11 protein-coding genes are annotated in these 15,749 nt (G+C 66.6%); 3 read left to right on the top strand and 8 right to left on the bottom strand.

Going from position 1 to position 15,749, the window contains the following annotated elements:
• Positions 1-137: 137 nt before the first annotated feature.
• On the bottom strand, positions 138-749 hold the full coding sequence (locus LO787_RS08275; protein ID WP_232495369.1) for a TetR/AcrR family transcriptional regulator: 612 nt from the start codon (positions 747-749) through the stop codon (positions 138-140).
• A 182-nt stretch (positions 750-931) separates the two neighbouring features.
• Positions 932-2,446, bottom strand: coding sequence for an acetyl-CoA hydrolase/transferase family protein (locus tag LO787_RS08270; protein ID WP_232495368.1), 1,515 nt, complete (start codon positions 2,444-2,446; stop codon positions 932-934).
• Positions 2,447-2,557: 111 nt separating this feature from the next.
• On the opposite strand from LO787_RS08270, the gene LO787_RS08265 reads away from it, so the two are divergent.
• Both LO787_RS08265 and LO787_RS08260 read left to right on the top strand, forming a co-directional pair.
• Complete coding sequence (locus LO787_RS08265; protein ID WP_232495367.1) at positions 2,558-3,424, top strand: LysR family transcriptional regulator; 867 nt, start codon at positions 2,558-2,560, stop codon at positions 3,422-3,424.
• A gap of 100 nt (positions 3,425-3,524) precedes the next feature.
• On the top strand, positions 3,525-4,976 hold the full coding sequence (locus LO787_RS08260; RefSeq protein WP_232495366.1) for a flavin monoamine oxidase family protein: 1,452 nt from the start codon (positions 3,525-3,527) through the stop codon (positions 4,974-4,976).
• A 248-nt stretch (positions 4,977-5,224) separates the two neighbouring features.
• Here LO787_RS08260 and LO787_RS08255 read toward each other — a convergent pair whose 3' ends face one another.
• From LO787_RS08255 to LO787_RS08235, 5 genes are all read right to left on the bottom strand, one after another.
• Positions 5,225-6,412 (bottom strand): SGNH/GDSL hydrolase family protein, encoded by a 1,188-nt coding sequence (locus tag LO787_RS08255; protein ID WP_232495365.1) that lies wholly within the window; start codon positions 6,410-6,412, stop codon positions 5,225-5,227.
• Positions 6,413-6,564: 152 nt separating this feature from the next.
• Entirely contained in the window at positions 6,565-7,701 is a 1,137-nt protein-coding gene (locus tag LO787_RS08250) for a glycoside hydrolase 5 family protein (RefSeq protein ID WP_232495364.1), read from the bottom strand.
• Between the two features lie 13 nt (positions 7,702-7,714).
• Complete coding sequence (locus tag LO787_RS08245; protein WP_232495363.1) at positions 7,715-8,839, bottom strand: aldose epimerase family protein; 1,125 nt, start codon at positions 8,837-8,839, stop codon at positions 7,715-7,717.
• A 68-nt stretch (positions 8,840-8,907) separates the two neighbouring features.
• The gene (locus tag LO787_RS08240; protein WP_232495362.1) at positions 8,908-9,750 is read right to left on the bottom strand and encodes an SMP-30/gluconolactonase/LRE family protein; all 843 of its coding nucleotides are present in this window, start codon (positions 9,748-9,750) and stop codon (positions 8,908-8,910) included.
• Entirely contained in the window at positions 9,750-11,543 is a 1,794-nt protein-coding gene (locus LO787_RS08235; protein WP_232495361.1) for an IlvD/Edd family dehydratase, read from the bottom strand. Before LO787_RS08235 ends, LO787_RS08240 begins: the two co-directional genes overlap by 1 nt.
• A 244-nt stretch (positions 11,544-11,787) precedes the next feature.
• On the opposite strand from LO787_RS08235, the gene LO787_RS08230 reads away from it, so the two are divergent.
• A complete protein-coding gene (locus LO787_RS08230) occupies positions 11,788-14,505 on the top strand; it encodes a TonB-dependent receptor (RefSeq protein WP_232495360.1) in 2,718 nt (905 codons plus the stop codon).
• A gap of 103 nt (positions 14,506-14,608) precedes the next feature.
• On the opposite strand, the gene LO787_RS08225 is transcribed toward LO787_RS08230, so the two are convergent.
• A complete protein-coding gene (locus LO787_RS08225; RefSeq protein WP_232495359.1) occupies positions 14,609-15,685 on the bottom strand; it encodes a TauD/TfdA family dioxygenase in 1,077 nt (358 codons plus the stop codon).
• Positions 15,686-15,749: the final 64 nt, after the last annotated feature.

Raw genomic sequence — 15,749 nt, 5'->3', positions numbered from 1 at the left:
TCCATTTCGTCGTCCCGGGCTTGCTCCGGGACCACTGGCCGTGAACGGCCCGGCTACCGTTGAACGCCGGGGGCTTCCGCAGGATACTGGCTAAAGACAGCCACCGGTCCCGGATCAGGTCCGGGATGACGTGTTTGTCAGCGCCCCGGCCAGATCGACAGGAAGGTGTCGATACTGCCCTGCAGTTCCTCCGGTCCGGCGCCGCCCTGCGCCTTGACCGAAAGGCCCTGAAGCTGGGTGGTCAGGCATCCTGCCAGCTTCACCGGGCAGATGCTGTCGGGAAGGTCGCCTTCGTCGCGGGCCTGTTCGAAACGCTTGACGACGGCGGCTTCCGAGGAGGCACGACGCTTGATGACGTCGGAGCGGATCGAATCCGCCTCGGTCATGCAGGCGACGGTGCTGATGACGCCGAGGCAGCCATGCGGATCGTTCTGGCCGCAGTGAGTCGCGAGCGCACCGTTGAGCAGCCGCTCGGCGACGCCGCGTGCGGTGGGGGCTTCGAGCGCGGTGCCGATATAGGCCAGCTTGTCGCGCTCGTAGAGGTCCAAGGCCTTCTTGAAGAGCGCTTCCTTGTTGCCGAAACAGGCGTAGAGGCTGGGCTTGGTGATGCCCATCGCCTCGGTCAGTTCCGCCATGGACGCGCCTTCGTAGCCGCGAGTCCAGAACACCCGCAGCGCGGCTGCGAGAGCGTCGTCAGGGTCGAATTCGCGGGGACGGCCGCGGACCGCAGAGGGGGCCGAACATTTCATACCGAGCGGTATATAGGTTGGGGGTCAGGCAGAGTCCAGTATGACCGGACTGTCATTTTGGTGAGCATGGGAAGGGTCATGGTTGCGCCGCCGGTAACCTCCGAACCCTTTCGTCATCCTGAACCCGCCAGGCGAAAGGGAGAGGCATCGCGCCTCTCCCGCCGCCGGTCGATCAGGGTCGATCAGGCCGGCAGCATCGTGCCGGTATCGATGAACCGCTGGTGCCACGAAAGCGCCTCGCTCGGCAGCGAGGGGGCATGGCGGCCATACGATGCGTGGTAGGCGCGGTCGTAGTAGTCGCGCAGGGCGTCGCGGTAGGTCGGGTGCGCGCAGTTCTCGATCACCAGCGCGGCGCGCTTGCGCGGGGTCAGGCCGCGCAGGTCGGCAAGGCCCTGCTCGGTGACGAGCACAGCGACGTCCTGCATGATGTGGTCGACATGGGCCGCCTGCGGCACGATGGCGGAGATCGCCCCGCCCTTGGCCGTCGAGGGCGTCATGAAGATCGAGACATAGGCGTTGCGCGCGAAGTCGCCCGAGCCGCCGATGCCGTTCTGGATGCGGCTGCCCATGACGCAGGTGGAATTGACGTTGCCATAGATGTCGGCCTCGATCAGCCCGTTCATGGCGATGCAGCCGAGGCGGCGGATCAGTTCGGGGTGGTTGCTGATCTCCTGCGGGCGCAGGATCATGCGCGAGCGATAGCGCTCCATCTCGGCGTTGATGCGCGTCGCGGCCTCCGGGCTCAGCGAGAATGCGGTGGCCGATGCCATGCGCAGCTTCCCGGCGTCGATCAGGTCGAGCATGCCGTCCTGGATCACCTCGGTATAGGCGGTCAGGTCGTCGAACGGGCCGTTGACGAGGCCGGTCAGCACGGCATTCGCGATGTTGCCCACGCCCGACTGGATCGGCAGCAGCGAGGCGGGCAGGCGGCCCTTGGCGACTTCGTGGCTGAGGAACTCGATGATGTGATCGGCGATCTTCAGCGCGCTGGCATCCGGCGGCGTGAAGGGCAGGTTGCGGTCGGGCGCGTCGGTCTCGACGATGGCGACGATCTTGGAAGGGTCGCACTGCAGCGTCGGCTGCCCGATGCGGTCGTCGGGACGGACGAGGGGGATCGGGACGCGATGCGGGGGCAGCGCGGTGCCGTAATAGATGTCGTGCATCCCCTCCAGCGCCGGGTTCTGCCACGAATTGACCTCGAGGATCACCGCGTCGGCGCGGTCCAGCCAGGTCTTGTTGTTGCCGACCGAGGACGAGGGCACCAGTGAGCCGTCCGGGCGGATCGCGGTCACTTCGACCACCGCCACGTCGAGTGGGCCGAGGAAGCCCTGCCACGCCATCGGCGCCACCTGCGACAGATGCATGTCGAGATAGTCCATCTCGCCCTTGTTGATCCGCTCCCGCGCGATGGGGTCGGAGTTGTAGGGCAGGCGCAGTTCGATGCCGTCCGCCTTCGCCAGCGCGCCGTCGAGCTCGGGGCCGGTCGAGGCGCCGGTCCAGACCTTCACGCGCATCGCGCGACCGGCGGCGTGCTCCGCCTCGATCCGCGCGGCGAGCGCCATCGGCACCGCCTTGGGATAGCCGGAGCCGGTGAAGCCGCTCATGCCCACGGTCTGCCCGTGCTGGATGAGCGCGGCGGCGTCGGCTGCGGACATGACTTTGGAACGCAAGTCGGCGCGGGCGATACGGTCTGTCATGGATTGCCTCTCGATAGGGTGGCCTTCTGGGGGCCGCCATTCCCATTTGATCCGTGCGCGTGTGAAGACAATATCTCAAATAAGCAGATCACTTGTGCTAAAGGCGTGCAGATGAGCGATCTCATCCGATCACTGCGCCTGTTCGTGCGCCTGAACGAGGAAGGCAGCTTCTCCGCGCTCGGGCGACGCCAGAACCTCAGCCACACCACGATAGCGCGCGCCATCGCCGATCTCGAATCATACTTCGGCGTGAGGCTGTTCCAGCGAACGACGAGGCGGCAGGCCCTGACCGCGGACGGAGAGCGGCTGCTGGAACATGCCGTGGCGATTCTCGACCAGGTAGGCATGGCGGAGACGGACCTTGCCGGAGCCGTGGCGGCGCGCGGGCTGGTGCGGCTCGGCGTGACGACGGCGCTGGGCCTGCACTATGCGCAGCGGTTGGCGGACTTGCGGGCGCAGCATCCCGAACTGACGGTCGAGATGTTCTTCGCCGACTGGCGCGACGCCGCCGACGACGGCGGGCTCGACCTCTGGCTGGCGGTAGGGCCGGAAGGCACCGCAGGCGCGGAACTGCTCGGCCTGCTGCCCCGCATGCTGGTTGCGTCGCCGGGCTACCTCGAAGCACGCGGCGCGCCCGGAAACGTCGCCGACCTCGCCGCGCACGAGTGCATCACCTACGGCTACGCGGCGCGGCCTGAGCCGTGGCCGGTCGACGGCGAGGAACTGCGCGTCTCCGGCTTCCTGCGCGCCAGCAGCAGCGAGGCGGTGCTGCGCGCGACGCGCGGCGGGCTGGGCATCGCGATGCTGCCACGCATCCAGGTCGAGGAGGATCTGGCGCGCGGGCTTCTGGTCGAGGTGCTCCCCGGCTGCACGATCCCGCCGATCGAGGTGCTCGTCGCCCACGGCTTTCGCGGCATGCGCATGCCGATGCGCGCGCGGGTAGTGATGGACTTCCTCGTCGTCGGCTTTCCGGGCTGACCTTAGCCTGTCCGGCAGGCGAACGCGGCGTCGCGCCGAAGTGGCGGCTGCGCGCCCGGCCCGTGAATGCAGGAGGGTCACAGGATAATCGGAGACTGCAATGGCGATCACCCGCCGCACCATGCTCGGCCAGTCGGGCCTGTTCGCGCTTTCGCTCGCCGCCGTTCCCGCCCGCGCGGCGGTGGAGAAGTGCGACGTGGTGGTGATCGGCGCGGGGCTGGCGGGCCTCAACGCGGCGACGATCCTGACCGACCTCGGCGCTAAGGTCATGGTGCTGGAAGCGCAGGACAAGCCGGGCGGAAGGCTCCACACGCTGCGCACGGCGGACGGCTACTTCGACTGCGGCGCGACCACCATCGGTCCCGAGTACGGCCGCGTGCGCGGGCTTGCCGAGCGGTTCGGCGTCGCGCTGGTCCCGCCGCACCGGCGCGGCGGCATGGCCTGGGCGATCAACGGCGCGAGCGGCGCGGGCGGTGACTGGGCGCAGTCTCCCGCCAACCGCACCGTGGGCGACGAGCGCGCCATCGCCATCGCGCAACTGGAAGTGGCGATGATAAACCGCTTCGGCAAACTCCCCGCTCCCGACGCCTGGCGCGACCCGGCGTATGCCCGGTGGGACATCCCGCTCGACCGCTTCTACCGCGAGTGCGGGCTCTCCGAAGAGGCGATCCGCCTGATCGGCATCACCAGCAACTGCGAGACGCTGGAGACGACATCGGCGCTGTTCCAGATGAAGGAACTCCAGTCCATCGCGTCATGGGGCAAGCAGGGTGGCGGACAGAAGAACTCGGTCTACGAAGCGGGCACCGGGGACTTTCACTATATCGCGGGCGGATCGGACACGCTGCCCGAGGCGGTCGCGCAGGGCCTCGGCGCGCCGGTGCGCTGCGGGGTGCCGGTGACGGCGATCGACATGACCGGCACCGGTTGCGAAGTCACCTGCGCCGACGGTTCGCGGATCGCCTGCGCCTATGTCGTCTCCGCCGTGCCGCTGACCGCGCTGTCGCGCATCGCCATCTCCCCGCACCCGACCGGATTGCGGGCGGAGTCGATCGACGATGCGCTCTACATGGGCACCTCGCACTTCTTCTTCGCCGTGACCGCGCCCTACTGGGAGCGCGACGGGCTGGAACCGGGCCTCATCACCGACGGCGCGATCGAGCGCGTCTTCGCCAACAAGGGGGAGAGCGGCGCGGTCGAGTGGCTGGACGTGTGGATCAACGGCGCGGGGACGCTGCCGTTCGACGCGCTCTCGCCCGACAAGGCCGCGGAGCTGGCGATGGCCGAACTGGTGCGCGTGCGTCCGGCGATGGCGGGCGCGATCCGGCCGCTCGGCCAGCACAGCTGGCGGCGCAATCCCTTCGTCGGCGGCAACAAGCACATCTTCCGCCCGGGACAGGTCAGCCGCTTCGGCGCCGCCATCGCCGAGCCCTGGCACCGCCTGCACTTCGCGGGCGAGCACACGCGCGACGTGGAGCCCGGCATGGACGCGGCCGCCGCGACCGGCGAGCGCGCGGCGCTGGAGGTGGCGGAACGGTTGGGGAAGGCGTGAGGCGCAGAGGGTCACATGGGGCTTCGACAAGCTCAGCCTGAGCGCGTTTGCAAGCGCCCCCGGACTCAATCGCGTTCGAGCCCATTATCGTCATTCCCGCGAAGGCGGGAACCCATCTCCTGACGGCGCCTTTTGCGGGGGCATCAGATGGATCCCCGCCTTCGCGGGGATGACGACAATGTTTTCAATTAGAACACGAGCTTGTTCGAAGAGTCAGGCCGAGCGCCCTGAAGTCACCGCATCCACCCTCAAGGCTTGAGCAGCGACAGGTTCACCGCATCGCCCATCGCGCGAAGGCCCGCGTCATTCGGGTGCAGGTGATCGCCCGGGTCGAACTCCGGCTTCATGTCCGCAGGGACCGTCGGACTGCGCACGGCGGCGTCGAAATCGACCACGCCGTCGAAGATCTTCTGGCTGCGGATCGCCGCATTGACCGCCTGCCGCGTCTGTTCCTTGACCGGCGACATGTACCCGGCGCGCAAAGCAGGCGTCAGCGTGCCGCCGAGCACCTTGATCCCGAGCGCATGGGCGCGCGCAACGAACTGGCGGTAGCCGTAGATCAACTGGTCCGGCGTCACCGCGTCCGGCCCGCTTTCCGCGCCGGCGCCGATGTCGTTGATGCCTTCGAGCAGGATGACATGCGTCACGTTGGGCACGCTCGCCACGTCGCGCCAGAAGCGGTCGAGCGCGGAGGTGGCACGGCCCTGCTTGAGCACGCGGTTGCCGCTGATGCCCATGTTGACCACGCCGCAGCGCTGCGATGCCGGAAGCGCGGCTAGGCGCTCTGCCAGACGGCCCGGCCATCCGCGCGTCTGCGGGGAGAGGCCGAGGAAGCCGTCGGTGATGGAATCCCCGAAGGCGACGACGGTGCAGGGCGCCTGGCTACTGCGCACGGAAACCAGCGAGAGATAGGGCCGCACCTTGATCGGCGTGAACGTCGCTCCCGGCGTGGTTGGCGCAAAGGCCATTTCCAGCCCCAGGTTCGTGCGTCCGGGCTTGGAAGGCGTGGAGAAACTGACGCTGACGATCACGTCCTGCGCGTTGTGGAACGGCGCGATGATGGGGGCGCTGACGACCGTATGCCCCTTGGGCAGCGCCACCGCCTGCAAGCCGGAAAACCGGATCGTGTGGACCGGGTTGGCGCCGATCTCCGTCCCGACCGGGCCGGACGGGCTGGAGATGGTCACACCGGCAATGCCGAGCGGCCTGTCGCCCTCGGCATTGCTGATGCTGAGCTGCATCGCGTCACCCGCCTGCGTCAGTCGCACGCGGTAGCGGTAGGTTCCCGCCGGCTGCTCGGGATCGCCCGAACCGGCGTCGGCTGGGGCATAGCCCCAGGCTCCCGCCCAGACCGGCGCGGCATGGGCCGAAGCGGAAGCCGTGGTGGCGGCAAGAGCGAGACCGCTCAGGGCGGCAAGGAACGTGAGGTTGCGCATTACGCCCTTCTTGTCGGAGTAGTCCCGCTCTTGTCCAGACCATTCATTGCAAATCATTCGTCATTGCGAGCGGTAAGCCGCGAAGCAATCCGGCGAAAGCCAAAGCCTCGTGGGATTGCTTCGCTTCGCTCGCAATGACGGTCCGGGATCGTTTACTTCTTCGCTGCCGGAACGACGCCCTTCGGCGCCTTCGCCAGCGTGCGGATCAGGTCCACCTCGGACTGGCGATAGGGGGTGCCGTCGGTGTGGAAGACCTCGTGGAACCAGATCGTCGGCTCCTCCATGGTGTAGGGCTTCTTCCACGAATCCCACGGCAGGCGGGTCTGCGTCTTGCCGTCGACGAAGCCCCAGTTCATCATCGCCACGTTCTCGCGCTTGCCGATGGGCAGCGAGCCGTCGAAGGTCGAGCCGTTGCCGCGCGCCATGTATTCGGTGCAGAGGATCGGGCGGCCGTAGACCTTGAGCTGGTTCACGCGGTCCTGGAACTTCTCGGGCCAGTTGTAGTCGTGGAACGAGATCACGTCCGACTGCGTGAGCTGGAGCTTCTCCATCGGCGACAGCGCGCTCTCGGTCTTCCAGTCGTCATGCTGCCACACGCCCGAGGTCAGCGGCTGCGTCGGCTCCGCCTCGCGCGCCCAGCCGTAGACCTTGGTAAGCAGGGCGAGGACCAGTTCCTGCTTGCCTTCCTGGCCCTTGTACTGGTCCGCGCCGTTGTCGGGCTCGTTCCACAGATCCCAGCCGAGGATGCGGTCGTCCTTGGCGTAAGCGCCGATCAGCCCCTGCACGTAGGCCTTGAAGCGCGGCTCCTGCGAGGGATCGCGCATGGCGGGAAGGCCGGGGCCCTGCACCCAGCCGGAGTTGTGGACGCCGGGGATCGGCGGATGCTGGGGCCCGAGCACCGGCACCGGATCCCAGCAGCTGTCGAACAGCACGAACAGCGGCTTGATCTTGTGCTTCGCGGCGATCGTCAGGAATTCGTCGATGCGCTTCTTGAAGCCTTCGGGATCCTGCTGCCAGAGCTGGTCGTGCAGGAACACGCGCATAGTGTTCATGCCGATGTTCTCGGCCAGACCCAGCTCGTAGTCGATGCGCTTGGGGTCCCAGGTGGCTTCCTGCCACATTTCGAACTGGTTGATCGCGTTGGCGGGCGCGAAGTTGGAGCCGACCAGCCAGGGCTGCTTGGCGTACCATGCCTTTGCCTCTGCGGGCGTCCACTGCGGGCGGGCCTCGGCGGGCATGGCCACCAGCGCGGCGGTGGCTGCCAGCAAGGCGGTTGCGAGAGCTTTCACAGGTATTCCCCTCTTACTGCGTAACGAAGAACTTGTAGGTGATGACGTTCTGGTAGGTCTTGCCCGGATCAAGGCGGACCGACGGGAACTGCGACTGGTTCGGGCTATCCGGGAAAAGCTGCGGCTCGAAGACGAGGCTGTCCCCCTCGCGGTAGATCTGGCCGGACTTGCCGACGATCGTGCCGTCCATGAAGTTGCCCGAATAGAACTGGAGCCCCGGCTGGTTCGACCAGACCTCGAACCCGCGACCCGAGGTCGGCTCGGTGACGCGAGCCATCAGGTGCTGGTCCTTGGTCACCGCATCGCCGACGACCCAGTTGTGGTCGTAGCCACGGCCATAACGGATCTGCGCGTCGCCGCCTTCGCGCACGCGCGCGCCTACCGGAGTGGGCTGGCGGAAGTCGAACACGGTGCCCGCGACGCTCTTGTGCTGGCCGACGGGGATCGAGGTTTCGTCGGTCGGGGTGAAGCGGTCGGCGGGGATCGTCAGGACGTGATCCATCGCCGTCCGGCCCGGTCCCGCGAGGTTCCAGTAGGCGTGGTTGGAGATGTTCACGACGGTCGGCTTGTCCGTCGTCGCGGTGTAGGTGATGGTCAGGTTGTCCTGCTCGTCCAGCGCATAAGTCGCGTCGGTGGTGAGCATGCCGGGATAGCCCATGTCGCCGTCGGGGCTGACGTAGCGCATGGTGACGCTGGCGCTTTTGCCGCTCCTCACCTCGCGCACGCTCCACACGACCTTGTCGAAGCCCTTGGTGCCGCCGTGCAGCGAGTTGGGGCCGTTGTTGACCGGCGTGGTGTATTCCTTGCCGTCGAACGTGAACTTGCCCTTGGCGATGCGGTTGGCGACCCGGCCCACGGTGGCGCCGAAGAACTGGCCGTCCTTCGCGTAGCCATCGAGGCTGTCGTAGCCCACTGCGATGTCCACCGCCTTGCCGTCCTTGCCCGGCATCATGACCTGCTGGATCGAGGCGCCGAGCGTCATCACGCGGACCGACATGCCCCTGGCGTTGGTCAGGGTGACGGCCTCCACGGCGGTGCCGTCCGGCATCGTGCCGAAAGCCTCGCGCTTCGCTTCGGCGGCCAGCGCGGTCGTGGATGCCGCGCACAGCAGCGCGGCGGTGGCTATGGTCCTCAGCATCGTCTCTCCTTTAAACCTTTGTATTCAAACCACGTCGTCGCTCACAATGACGGGGGAGAGTGCTATCGTCATCCCCGATACAGGAACGCCGGTACACCGCACACACCTGGGTCGATCTCGAACAGCGCGCCGCCGTGTTTCTCATCCACGCCGTTGGCGGAGCTGGTGACGAACATCCGGTCAAGGTCCGCGCCGCCGAACACGCAGTTGCTGATCTGGCTTGCGGGCAGCTCGATGCGGCGGACGGGCACACCTTCGGGCGAGAAGCGGGTGAGGCAGGAAGCGCCCCAGCATGCGACCCACAAATGGCCCTCGGCATCGAAGGTCATGCCATCGGGCGAGCCCCAGCCGTCCTCGAACGCGATGAAGGGCTGACGTTCGCCCAACTGGCCGTCTTCCAGCGCATAGCGGAAGATCACGCCCATCGCGCTGTCGGTGTGCAGCAGGAAGCATCCCGCCGGGTCGATCGCCGGGCCGTTGGGGATGGTATAGGGCGTCGCGTCGGCACGGCTGACTTCGCCGTCGAAGCGCCAGAATCCGCCGGTCGGCACGTCGCAGGAGAACGGCATCGTGCCCAGCCACAGACGGCCCTCGGGGTCGGCGGCGGCGTCGTTCACGCGGTTGATGCTGGTCTGGCCGGGAATGTCGGCGATGGTCTCGACCGAGAACGGATCGAGCGAGACCCGCGCGATCGAGCGGCCGATCCCGGCAACATAGCCGCCCGTCTCCGCGCCGATGATCCAGCCGGTGACGTCGGGCATCTCCCAGCTTTCGACCTCGCCCGTCTCCGGCGCCAGGCGGTTGACGCGCTTGCCGAGGATGTCGGTCCACAGGAGCTTCCCGGCGCGCGCATCCCAGAACAGCCCTTCGCCGAGCACGTCCGCACGGTCACGGGCGATGACCTTGACCATCAGTGGCTGTCCCTCGGCAAGCCGCGCGTCTGGGCGATGCGCTGGTACTTCTCCGAGCCTTCGAGGATTGCGCCGGTCGCGAACTGGCCGACGAGGCTGCGCTGGATTTCCTGCCAGGGCGTCTGCGATTCCGGCGTCACGCGGGTTTCGATCTCGACCAATTCCTCGCGACGGCGAGCGATCTCGGCATCATCGACGAGCATGTCGGCGCTGCGGTTCTTCAGGTCGATGCGGACCTTGTCGCCGGTGCGTAGCAGGGCAAGGCCGCCGCCGACTGCCGCTTCGGGCGAGGCGTTCAGGATCGAGGGGCTTCCCGAAGTGCCGGACTGGCGACCGTCGCCGATGCAGGGCAGGGCGTGGACGCCTGCGCGGATCAGCGCAGCGGGCGGGCGCATGTTCACGACTTCGGCGCCACCGGGATAGCCGACCGGGCCCGCGCCACGGATGACGAGGATCGTGTTCTGGTCGATGCCCAGTTCCGGCTCGTCGATGCGGGCGTGATAGTCCTCCGGCCCGTCGAACACGACTACGCGGCCGGTGAAGACGTCCGGATGTTCGGGGTCGGACAGGTAGCGGCTGCGGAATTCCTCGGAGATCACCGAGAGCTTCATCACCGCACCCTCGAACAGGTTGCCCCTGAGCACGGTCAGCCCCGCCGCTTCCTTGAGCGGCTGCTCGAACGGACGGATCACGTCGGTATCGACGATGCGCGCACCGACGATGTTTTCGGCCACGGTCTTGCCGTTCGCGGTCATCGCGGTGCCGTCGATCAGGCCGGCCTTGCTGAGTTCGCCCATCACGGCAGGGACGCCGCCCGCGCGGTAGTAGTCCTCGCCCAGATACTCACCGGCGGGCTGCAGGTTGACCAGCAGCGGCACGTCGGCGCCGGTCTGCTCCCAGTCCTCCAGCGTCAGTTCGACGCCGATATGGCGGGCGATGGCGTTGAGGTGAATCGGCGCGTTGGTGGAGCCGCCGATGGCCGAGTTGACGCGAATGGCGTTGAGAAACGCGGAGCGGGTCAGAATGTCGGACGGCTTGCGGTCCGCCTTCACCATCTCGACGATGGCGCGGCCCGTCTCCCACGCGCATTCCTGACGGTCGCGGTAGGGCGCGGGGATCGCGGCGGAGCCGGGCAGCGACATGCCCAATGCTTCGGCCAGCGAGTTCATCGTCGTCGCGGTGCCCATGGTGTTGCAATAGCCGGTGGAGGGCGAGCCCGAGGCGACCAGCTTCAGGAAGCCCTGATAGTCCAGTTCGCCCTTGGCGAGCATCTCGCGGGCCTTCCACACGATGGTGCCTGCGCCGGTGCGCTTGCCTTCGTACCAGCCGTTCAGCATCGGTCCGACCGACAGTGCGATCGCGGGGATGTTCACGGTCGCCGCCGCCATCAGCGAGGAAGGCGTCGTCTTGTCGCAGCCGATAGTCAGCACCACGCCGTCGAGCGGGTAGCCGTAGAGCAGTTCGACAAGGCTGATGTAAGCGAGATTGCGGTCGAGACCCGCCGTCGGGCGCTTGCCGGTTTCCTGTAGCGGATGGCTGGGGAACTCGATCGGAATGCCGCCCGCGTCGCGGATACCCGCCTTGATGCGCTCCGCCAGCACCAGATGGTGGCGGTTGCACGGCACCAAATCGCTGCCCGACTGCGCGATGCCGATGATCGGACGACCGGACTGCATCTCCTCGATGGAGAGGCCGTAGTTCAGATAGCGCTCAAGATAGAGCGCGGTCATGTCCGGGTGGCTCGGATCGTCGAACCATGCGCGCGAACGCAGCTTCGGGGCGGCTCCAGTCATGGCGGGGCCGGTATTGCTCTCGTCAGCGGAAGAAATGTTCGCCTCCCATAATCTCGCTCGTTTCCATCCTGCGCCGCGCGGAGCGGGCGTCTCGCGGGAGCGTTGCCCCAATGCCGCTACCACCCGCTATTTTTGCTGGCAACCTATTTATCCTACAAATATGGCTTGTAGGACCAGAATCACAGGGCTATGGAGCGGCCAAGGCCTGCCAAGGGGCCGAGGTGTAGTTCGAAGGGGAGGAACCATGAACAACATTACCCGCACGCTTATCCTGTCGTCTTCCGCGCTGGCGCTCGTCGTTGGCGTACCCGCGTTCGCTCAGGATTCCGCACCGCCGTCGGCGGGCGAGTCGGACGAGATCGTCGTCACCGGCCAGCGCGCCAGCCTTGAGGCCGCGCGCAACGTGAAGAAGAACTCGGACCTCGTCATCGACTCGATCGTTGCCGAGGACATCGGCAAGCTGCCCGACACCTCCGTCGCTTCCGCGCTCCAGCGCGTCGCGGGCGTGCAGGTCTCGAACGGCTTCAACAACGAAATCCAGGCCCCGATCATCCGCGGCATCGGCGACATCATCACGACCCTCGACGGTCGCGAGATCTTCACCGGCGTCGGTCGCGGCTTCTCGTTCCAGGATCTCCCCGCCGAAGCAATCGGCGGGATCGACGTCTACAAGTCGAACTCGGCGAACCTCATCGAAGGCGGCGTCGCCGGTGCCATCGACATGAAGCTGCAGAAGCCGTTCAACTTCGACAAGGGCCTTACCATCGCCGCCAACGGCCGCGTCTACAACGGCCAGGTTTCGGACAAGACCAGCTACAGCGCCGGTCTGCTCGTCTCGAACCGCTGGGATGCGGGCGATGGCCAGATGGGCCTGCTCGTCGACGTGTCGTACACGCGCAACAACTTCAGCCGCCCGATCTCGTTCAACTGCGACCCGCGTTCGACCAACCACGGTCCCGCAGGCGCGCCGAACCTCGTCCTGCCGACCTGCGTCGGCGGTCTGACCGACACCGGGCACAACAACCGTCCACAGGTGAACGCCGCGTTCCAGTGGGAGATCACCCCGGAACTCGAAGTCTACGTCGACGGTCTCTACAGCGGCTATCGCTCGAAGTTCGCGACCAACTTCATCTTCTCTGACCTGTTCGCGGGAAGCTCGATCAGCAACGCGGTTGCCGGTGACAACTGCTTCTCGGCCCCGGTGGACGGTGCGGGCTTCCCGGGCGGTACCACGGGCACGGTCGAGAACCTGTGCATCGGCCAGTCGGCGACGTTCAACGGCGTCGACGTGCTGACCAGCACCCAGGCGAAGAAGCAGAGCACCGACCAGTACGTGCTGGGCGGCGGCGTGAAGTGGAACACCGACGACGTCCATGTCGTGTTCGACGCCAGCTACATCCAGTCGAAGAACGCCAACCGCTCGATCATCGTCGACACCGCCAAGCATGGCGCTGCGGTCGACATCATCGTGGACGACAACGGCCATGGCACCACCGTGATGCAGGGCGATCCGCTCGGCAACCCGGAGGGCTTCGTCTTCGCGAACTCGCTGTTCCAGGATCTCAACAAGTCGAACAGCCGCCAGTATGCGTTCAAGCTGGACACCGCGTTCGACATCGACAGCGATTTCCTGCGCCAGTTCCAGGTCGGCGCGCGTTACTCGGATCGTTCGGGCTCGTTCCGCGCCTATGCCGGTGGCCCGAACTTCCCCGGACCGAACCGCGGCACGCTGGTTTCGTCGGTCGGCCTGCCGTCGGACTTCATGGTGAAGTCGCCGGACTCGATCCCCTACATCAACAACGGCTCGCACTGGTACACGCCGAACCCGGATTACCTGCTCAACAACACGGATGACCTGCGCGCGCTTTACGGTGCTCCGGCAGGCGATCCGGCCTGGGATCCGACCCGCAACTACGAGGCGGCTGAAAAAACCTTCGCGGCTTACGTGCAAGGCAAGTACCAGCTCGACATCGGCAGTGTTTCGTCGATCGACGGCCTTGTCGGCGTGCGCGTCGTCAATACCAAGCGCACGCTGGACGGCACTTCGCGCGTGATCGGCGCGGGCGCCGGCGGCACCGATCTCTTCGAGCCGGTCAGCCGCGACACCGACGACACTTACGTCCTTCCGAACGCGAGCATCCGCTTCAAGGCGAACGACCAGCTCCAGTTCCGCGCGACTTACGCCAAGACGGTGGCGCGTCCGACCTTCGGCGACCTGAACCCCGGCCTCTCGCTGGCGGCTCCCGGCGGCAACCCGAACGTCATCCTGGCGGGCTCGGGCGGCAACCCGGACCTCAAGGCGCAGCAGTCGGACAACTTCGACCTTACGGCAGAATACTACTTCGGCCGATCGAGCTACGTCACCGTCGCGGGCTACTACCGCAACTTGAAGGACCGCGTGGCGACCGCGACCTCGATCCAGGTCATCAACGGTCAGACCTACCAGATCGCGCAGCCGCGCAACCTTGGTTCCTCGAAGCTCAAGGGCATCGAAGTCGCCGGCCAGGTGTTCTTCGACTTCCTGCCCGAAGGGTTCGACGGCATCGGCGTGATGGGCACCTTCACGCTGGCCGACAGCAAGGTCACCACCCCCGGCGATCCGCTGGAAGGCAAGGAACTGCTGGGCGTCTCGAAGTACAACTACACTGCGGGCGCGCTTTACGAGAAGTACGGTGTGACAGCCCGCGTGGTCTACACCTGGCGCTCGGGCTACAACGAAACGCTGTTCGGCGTCGGCACGCTCGTCGGACCGGACTTCACCAGCCAGTTCAACAAGGTCAAGGCCAACGGCCGTCTCGACTTCTCGGTCGGCTACGACGTGACCCCGAACATCACCGTCTCGGTGGATGGCGTGAACGTGACCGGCGGCAAGTACTACAGCTACTTCGACACCCCGTCGTTCCCGCACGACATCCGCATCGACGACAAGTTCTACGGCGCGAGCATCCGCGTGAAGTACTGATCCTTTCCCCCGGGGGCAGGGCCGTGCGCAAGCGGCCCTACTCCTCCAATCGCCCCCGGCACATCGGGCGGGACAGCCTTGCCGCTGTCCCGCCCTTTTTTCGTCACGAGAGCAGGCGCGGCACCGACATCGCCTTGATCGAGAAGCGCGCGTCGGGATGTTCCACCCCGTCGCGATGCGCGGCGCGGTGCTGGACGACGCCGTTCTTGCCGAAGCCTTCCACCACCGGGCGGTTGGTCTTGCTCGACAGCCACAGGCGCAGCAGGTGGCGCTTGCGCTGGGGTTCGGGCCAGTCGAAGAACTCGGTCCGCGAATGGAGCGCGGCGTAGTTCGACAGCCACTGGATGTCGCCGGGGCGGAAGTCCATGGCGATGGCCATGCCGGGCTCATAGGTGATCTCGTCGAAGAGGCGCAGCACCTCCAGCTGATCCTCGGTCAGCTTGGGCACGCCGGGATATCCCTGCGCCGTCACGATGTAGAGCGAACCGGCGTACATCGAGAACACGCCTTCCTCCACGCTCACCACCGGCGAGGTATAGGTATCCGCCGGAGCCTCCGCGTCCTGTCGACGCCAGTCCCAGTGGAACGGTTCGAGCAGCAGGTGAGCAAGGTCCGGGCGGCGGCGCAGGATCTCGTTGTAGATTTCCGCGCCGGAGACGAGGCAGGACAGTCCGCCCTCCCGCGCCCCGCGCAGGCACATCAGCGCCACGATGTCCGAACTGTCCGAATGGTAGACGAGCTTGTCGCGCACCTTGGAGGACTTGGCGGTGGGATCGTCCATCGTCTTGTCGCTGGTGGCGTAGACGTGGTCGAGCAGGTCGCCCATCTCGTTCTGGCGGATCGGATCGCCCATGTGCAGGCCGAGAACGTAGTAGATCGCGCTCGACAGCGCGTCCGAATACTGGTCCGAACGCAGGCCACGCACCAGTACGAAGCCGCGCCCGAAATCCACGGCGTCCCGCCATGACTTCACCGCAGCGGCGCAGGCGACGAGGGGGTAGTCCTCGGCCTGCACGAAACGCAGATCAGGGTCTTCGTCGAGGAAGCGCTTGCCCAACGCCTCAAGCTCGGCAAGCTGCGCGGCGTCGAGTTCGTAGACCCAGTCCTGCCCTTCCATCAGCCGGTCGCCGCGCCACGCGGCAGCGGTCAGGACGGGGGAGGGGACTTCGGCGACGGTCATGCGGCAATCTCCTATGGCGCTTGCCCGGCACCCTAGCGCCTCGACACGACGCGGTCTTGATGCT

Origin of the sequence: Novosphingobium kaempferiae (genome assembly GCF_021227995.1) — a bacterium.
Classification (GTDB): Bacteria; Pseudomonadota; Alphaproteobacteria; order Sphingomonadales; family Sphingomonadaceae; genus Novosphingobium; species Novosphingobium kaempferiae.
The sequence above is the reverse complement of the archived record's forward strand: the minus strand, read 5'-3'. Positions and strand labels throughout refer to the sequence as shown.

What these genes read in the sequence shown, in the direction of transcription:
- LO787_RS08275 (WP_232495369.1), bottom strand. Translation starts at nt 749, where the DNA reads ATGAAATGTTCGGCCCCCTCTGCGGTCCGCGGCCGTCCCCGCGAATTC.
- LO787_RS08270 (WP_232495368.1), bottom strand. Translation starts at nt 2,446, where the DNA reads ATGACAGACCGTATCGCCCGCGCCGACTTGCGTTCCAAAGTCATGTCC.
- LO787_RS08265 (WP_232495367.1), top strand. Translation starts at nt 2,558, where the DNA reads ATGAGCGATCTCATCCGATCACTGCGCCTGTTCGTGCGCCTGAACGAG.
- LO787_RS08260 (WP_232495366.1), top strand. Translation starts at nt 3,525, where the DNA reads ATGGCGATCACCCGCCGCACCATGCTCGGCCAGTCGGGCCTGTTCGCG.
- LO787_RS08255 (WP_232495365.1), bottom strand. Translation starts at nt 6,412, where the DNA reads ATGCGCAACCTCACGTTCCTTGCCGCCCTGAGCGGTCTCGCTCTTGCC.
- LO787_RS08245 (WP_232495363.1), bottom strand. Translation starts at nt 8,839, where the DNA reads ATGCTGAGGACCATAGCCACCGCCGCGCTGCTGTGCGCGGCATCCACG.
- LO787_RS08240 (WP_232495362.1), bottom strand. Translation starts at nt 9,750, where the DNA reads ATGGTCAAGGTCATCGCCCGTGACCGTGCGGACGTGCTCGGCGAAGGG.
- LO787_RS08235 (WP_232495361.1), bottom strand. Translation starts at nt 11,543, where the DNA reads ATGACTGGAGCCGCCCCGAAGCTGCGTTCGCGCGCATGGTTCGACGAT.
- LO787_RS08230 (WP_232495360.1), top strand. Translation starts at nt 11,788, where the DNA reads ATGAACAACATTACCCGCACGCTTATCCTGTCGTCTTCCGCGCTGGCG.
- LO787_RS08225 (WP_232495359.1), bottom strand. Translation starts at nt 15,685, where the DNA reads ATGACCGTCGCCGAAGTCCCCTCCCCCGTCCTGACCGCTGCCGCGTGG.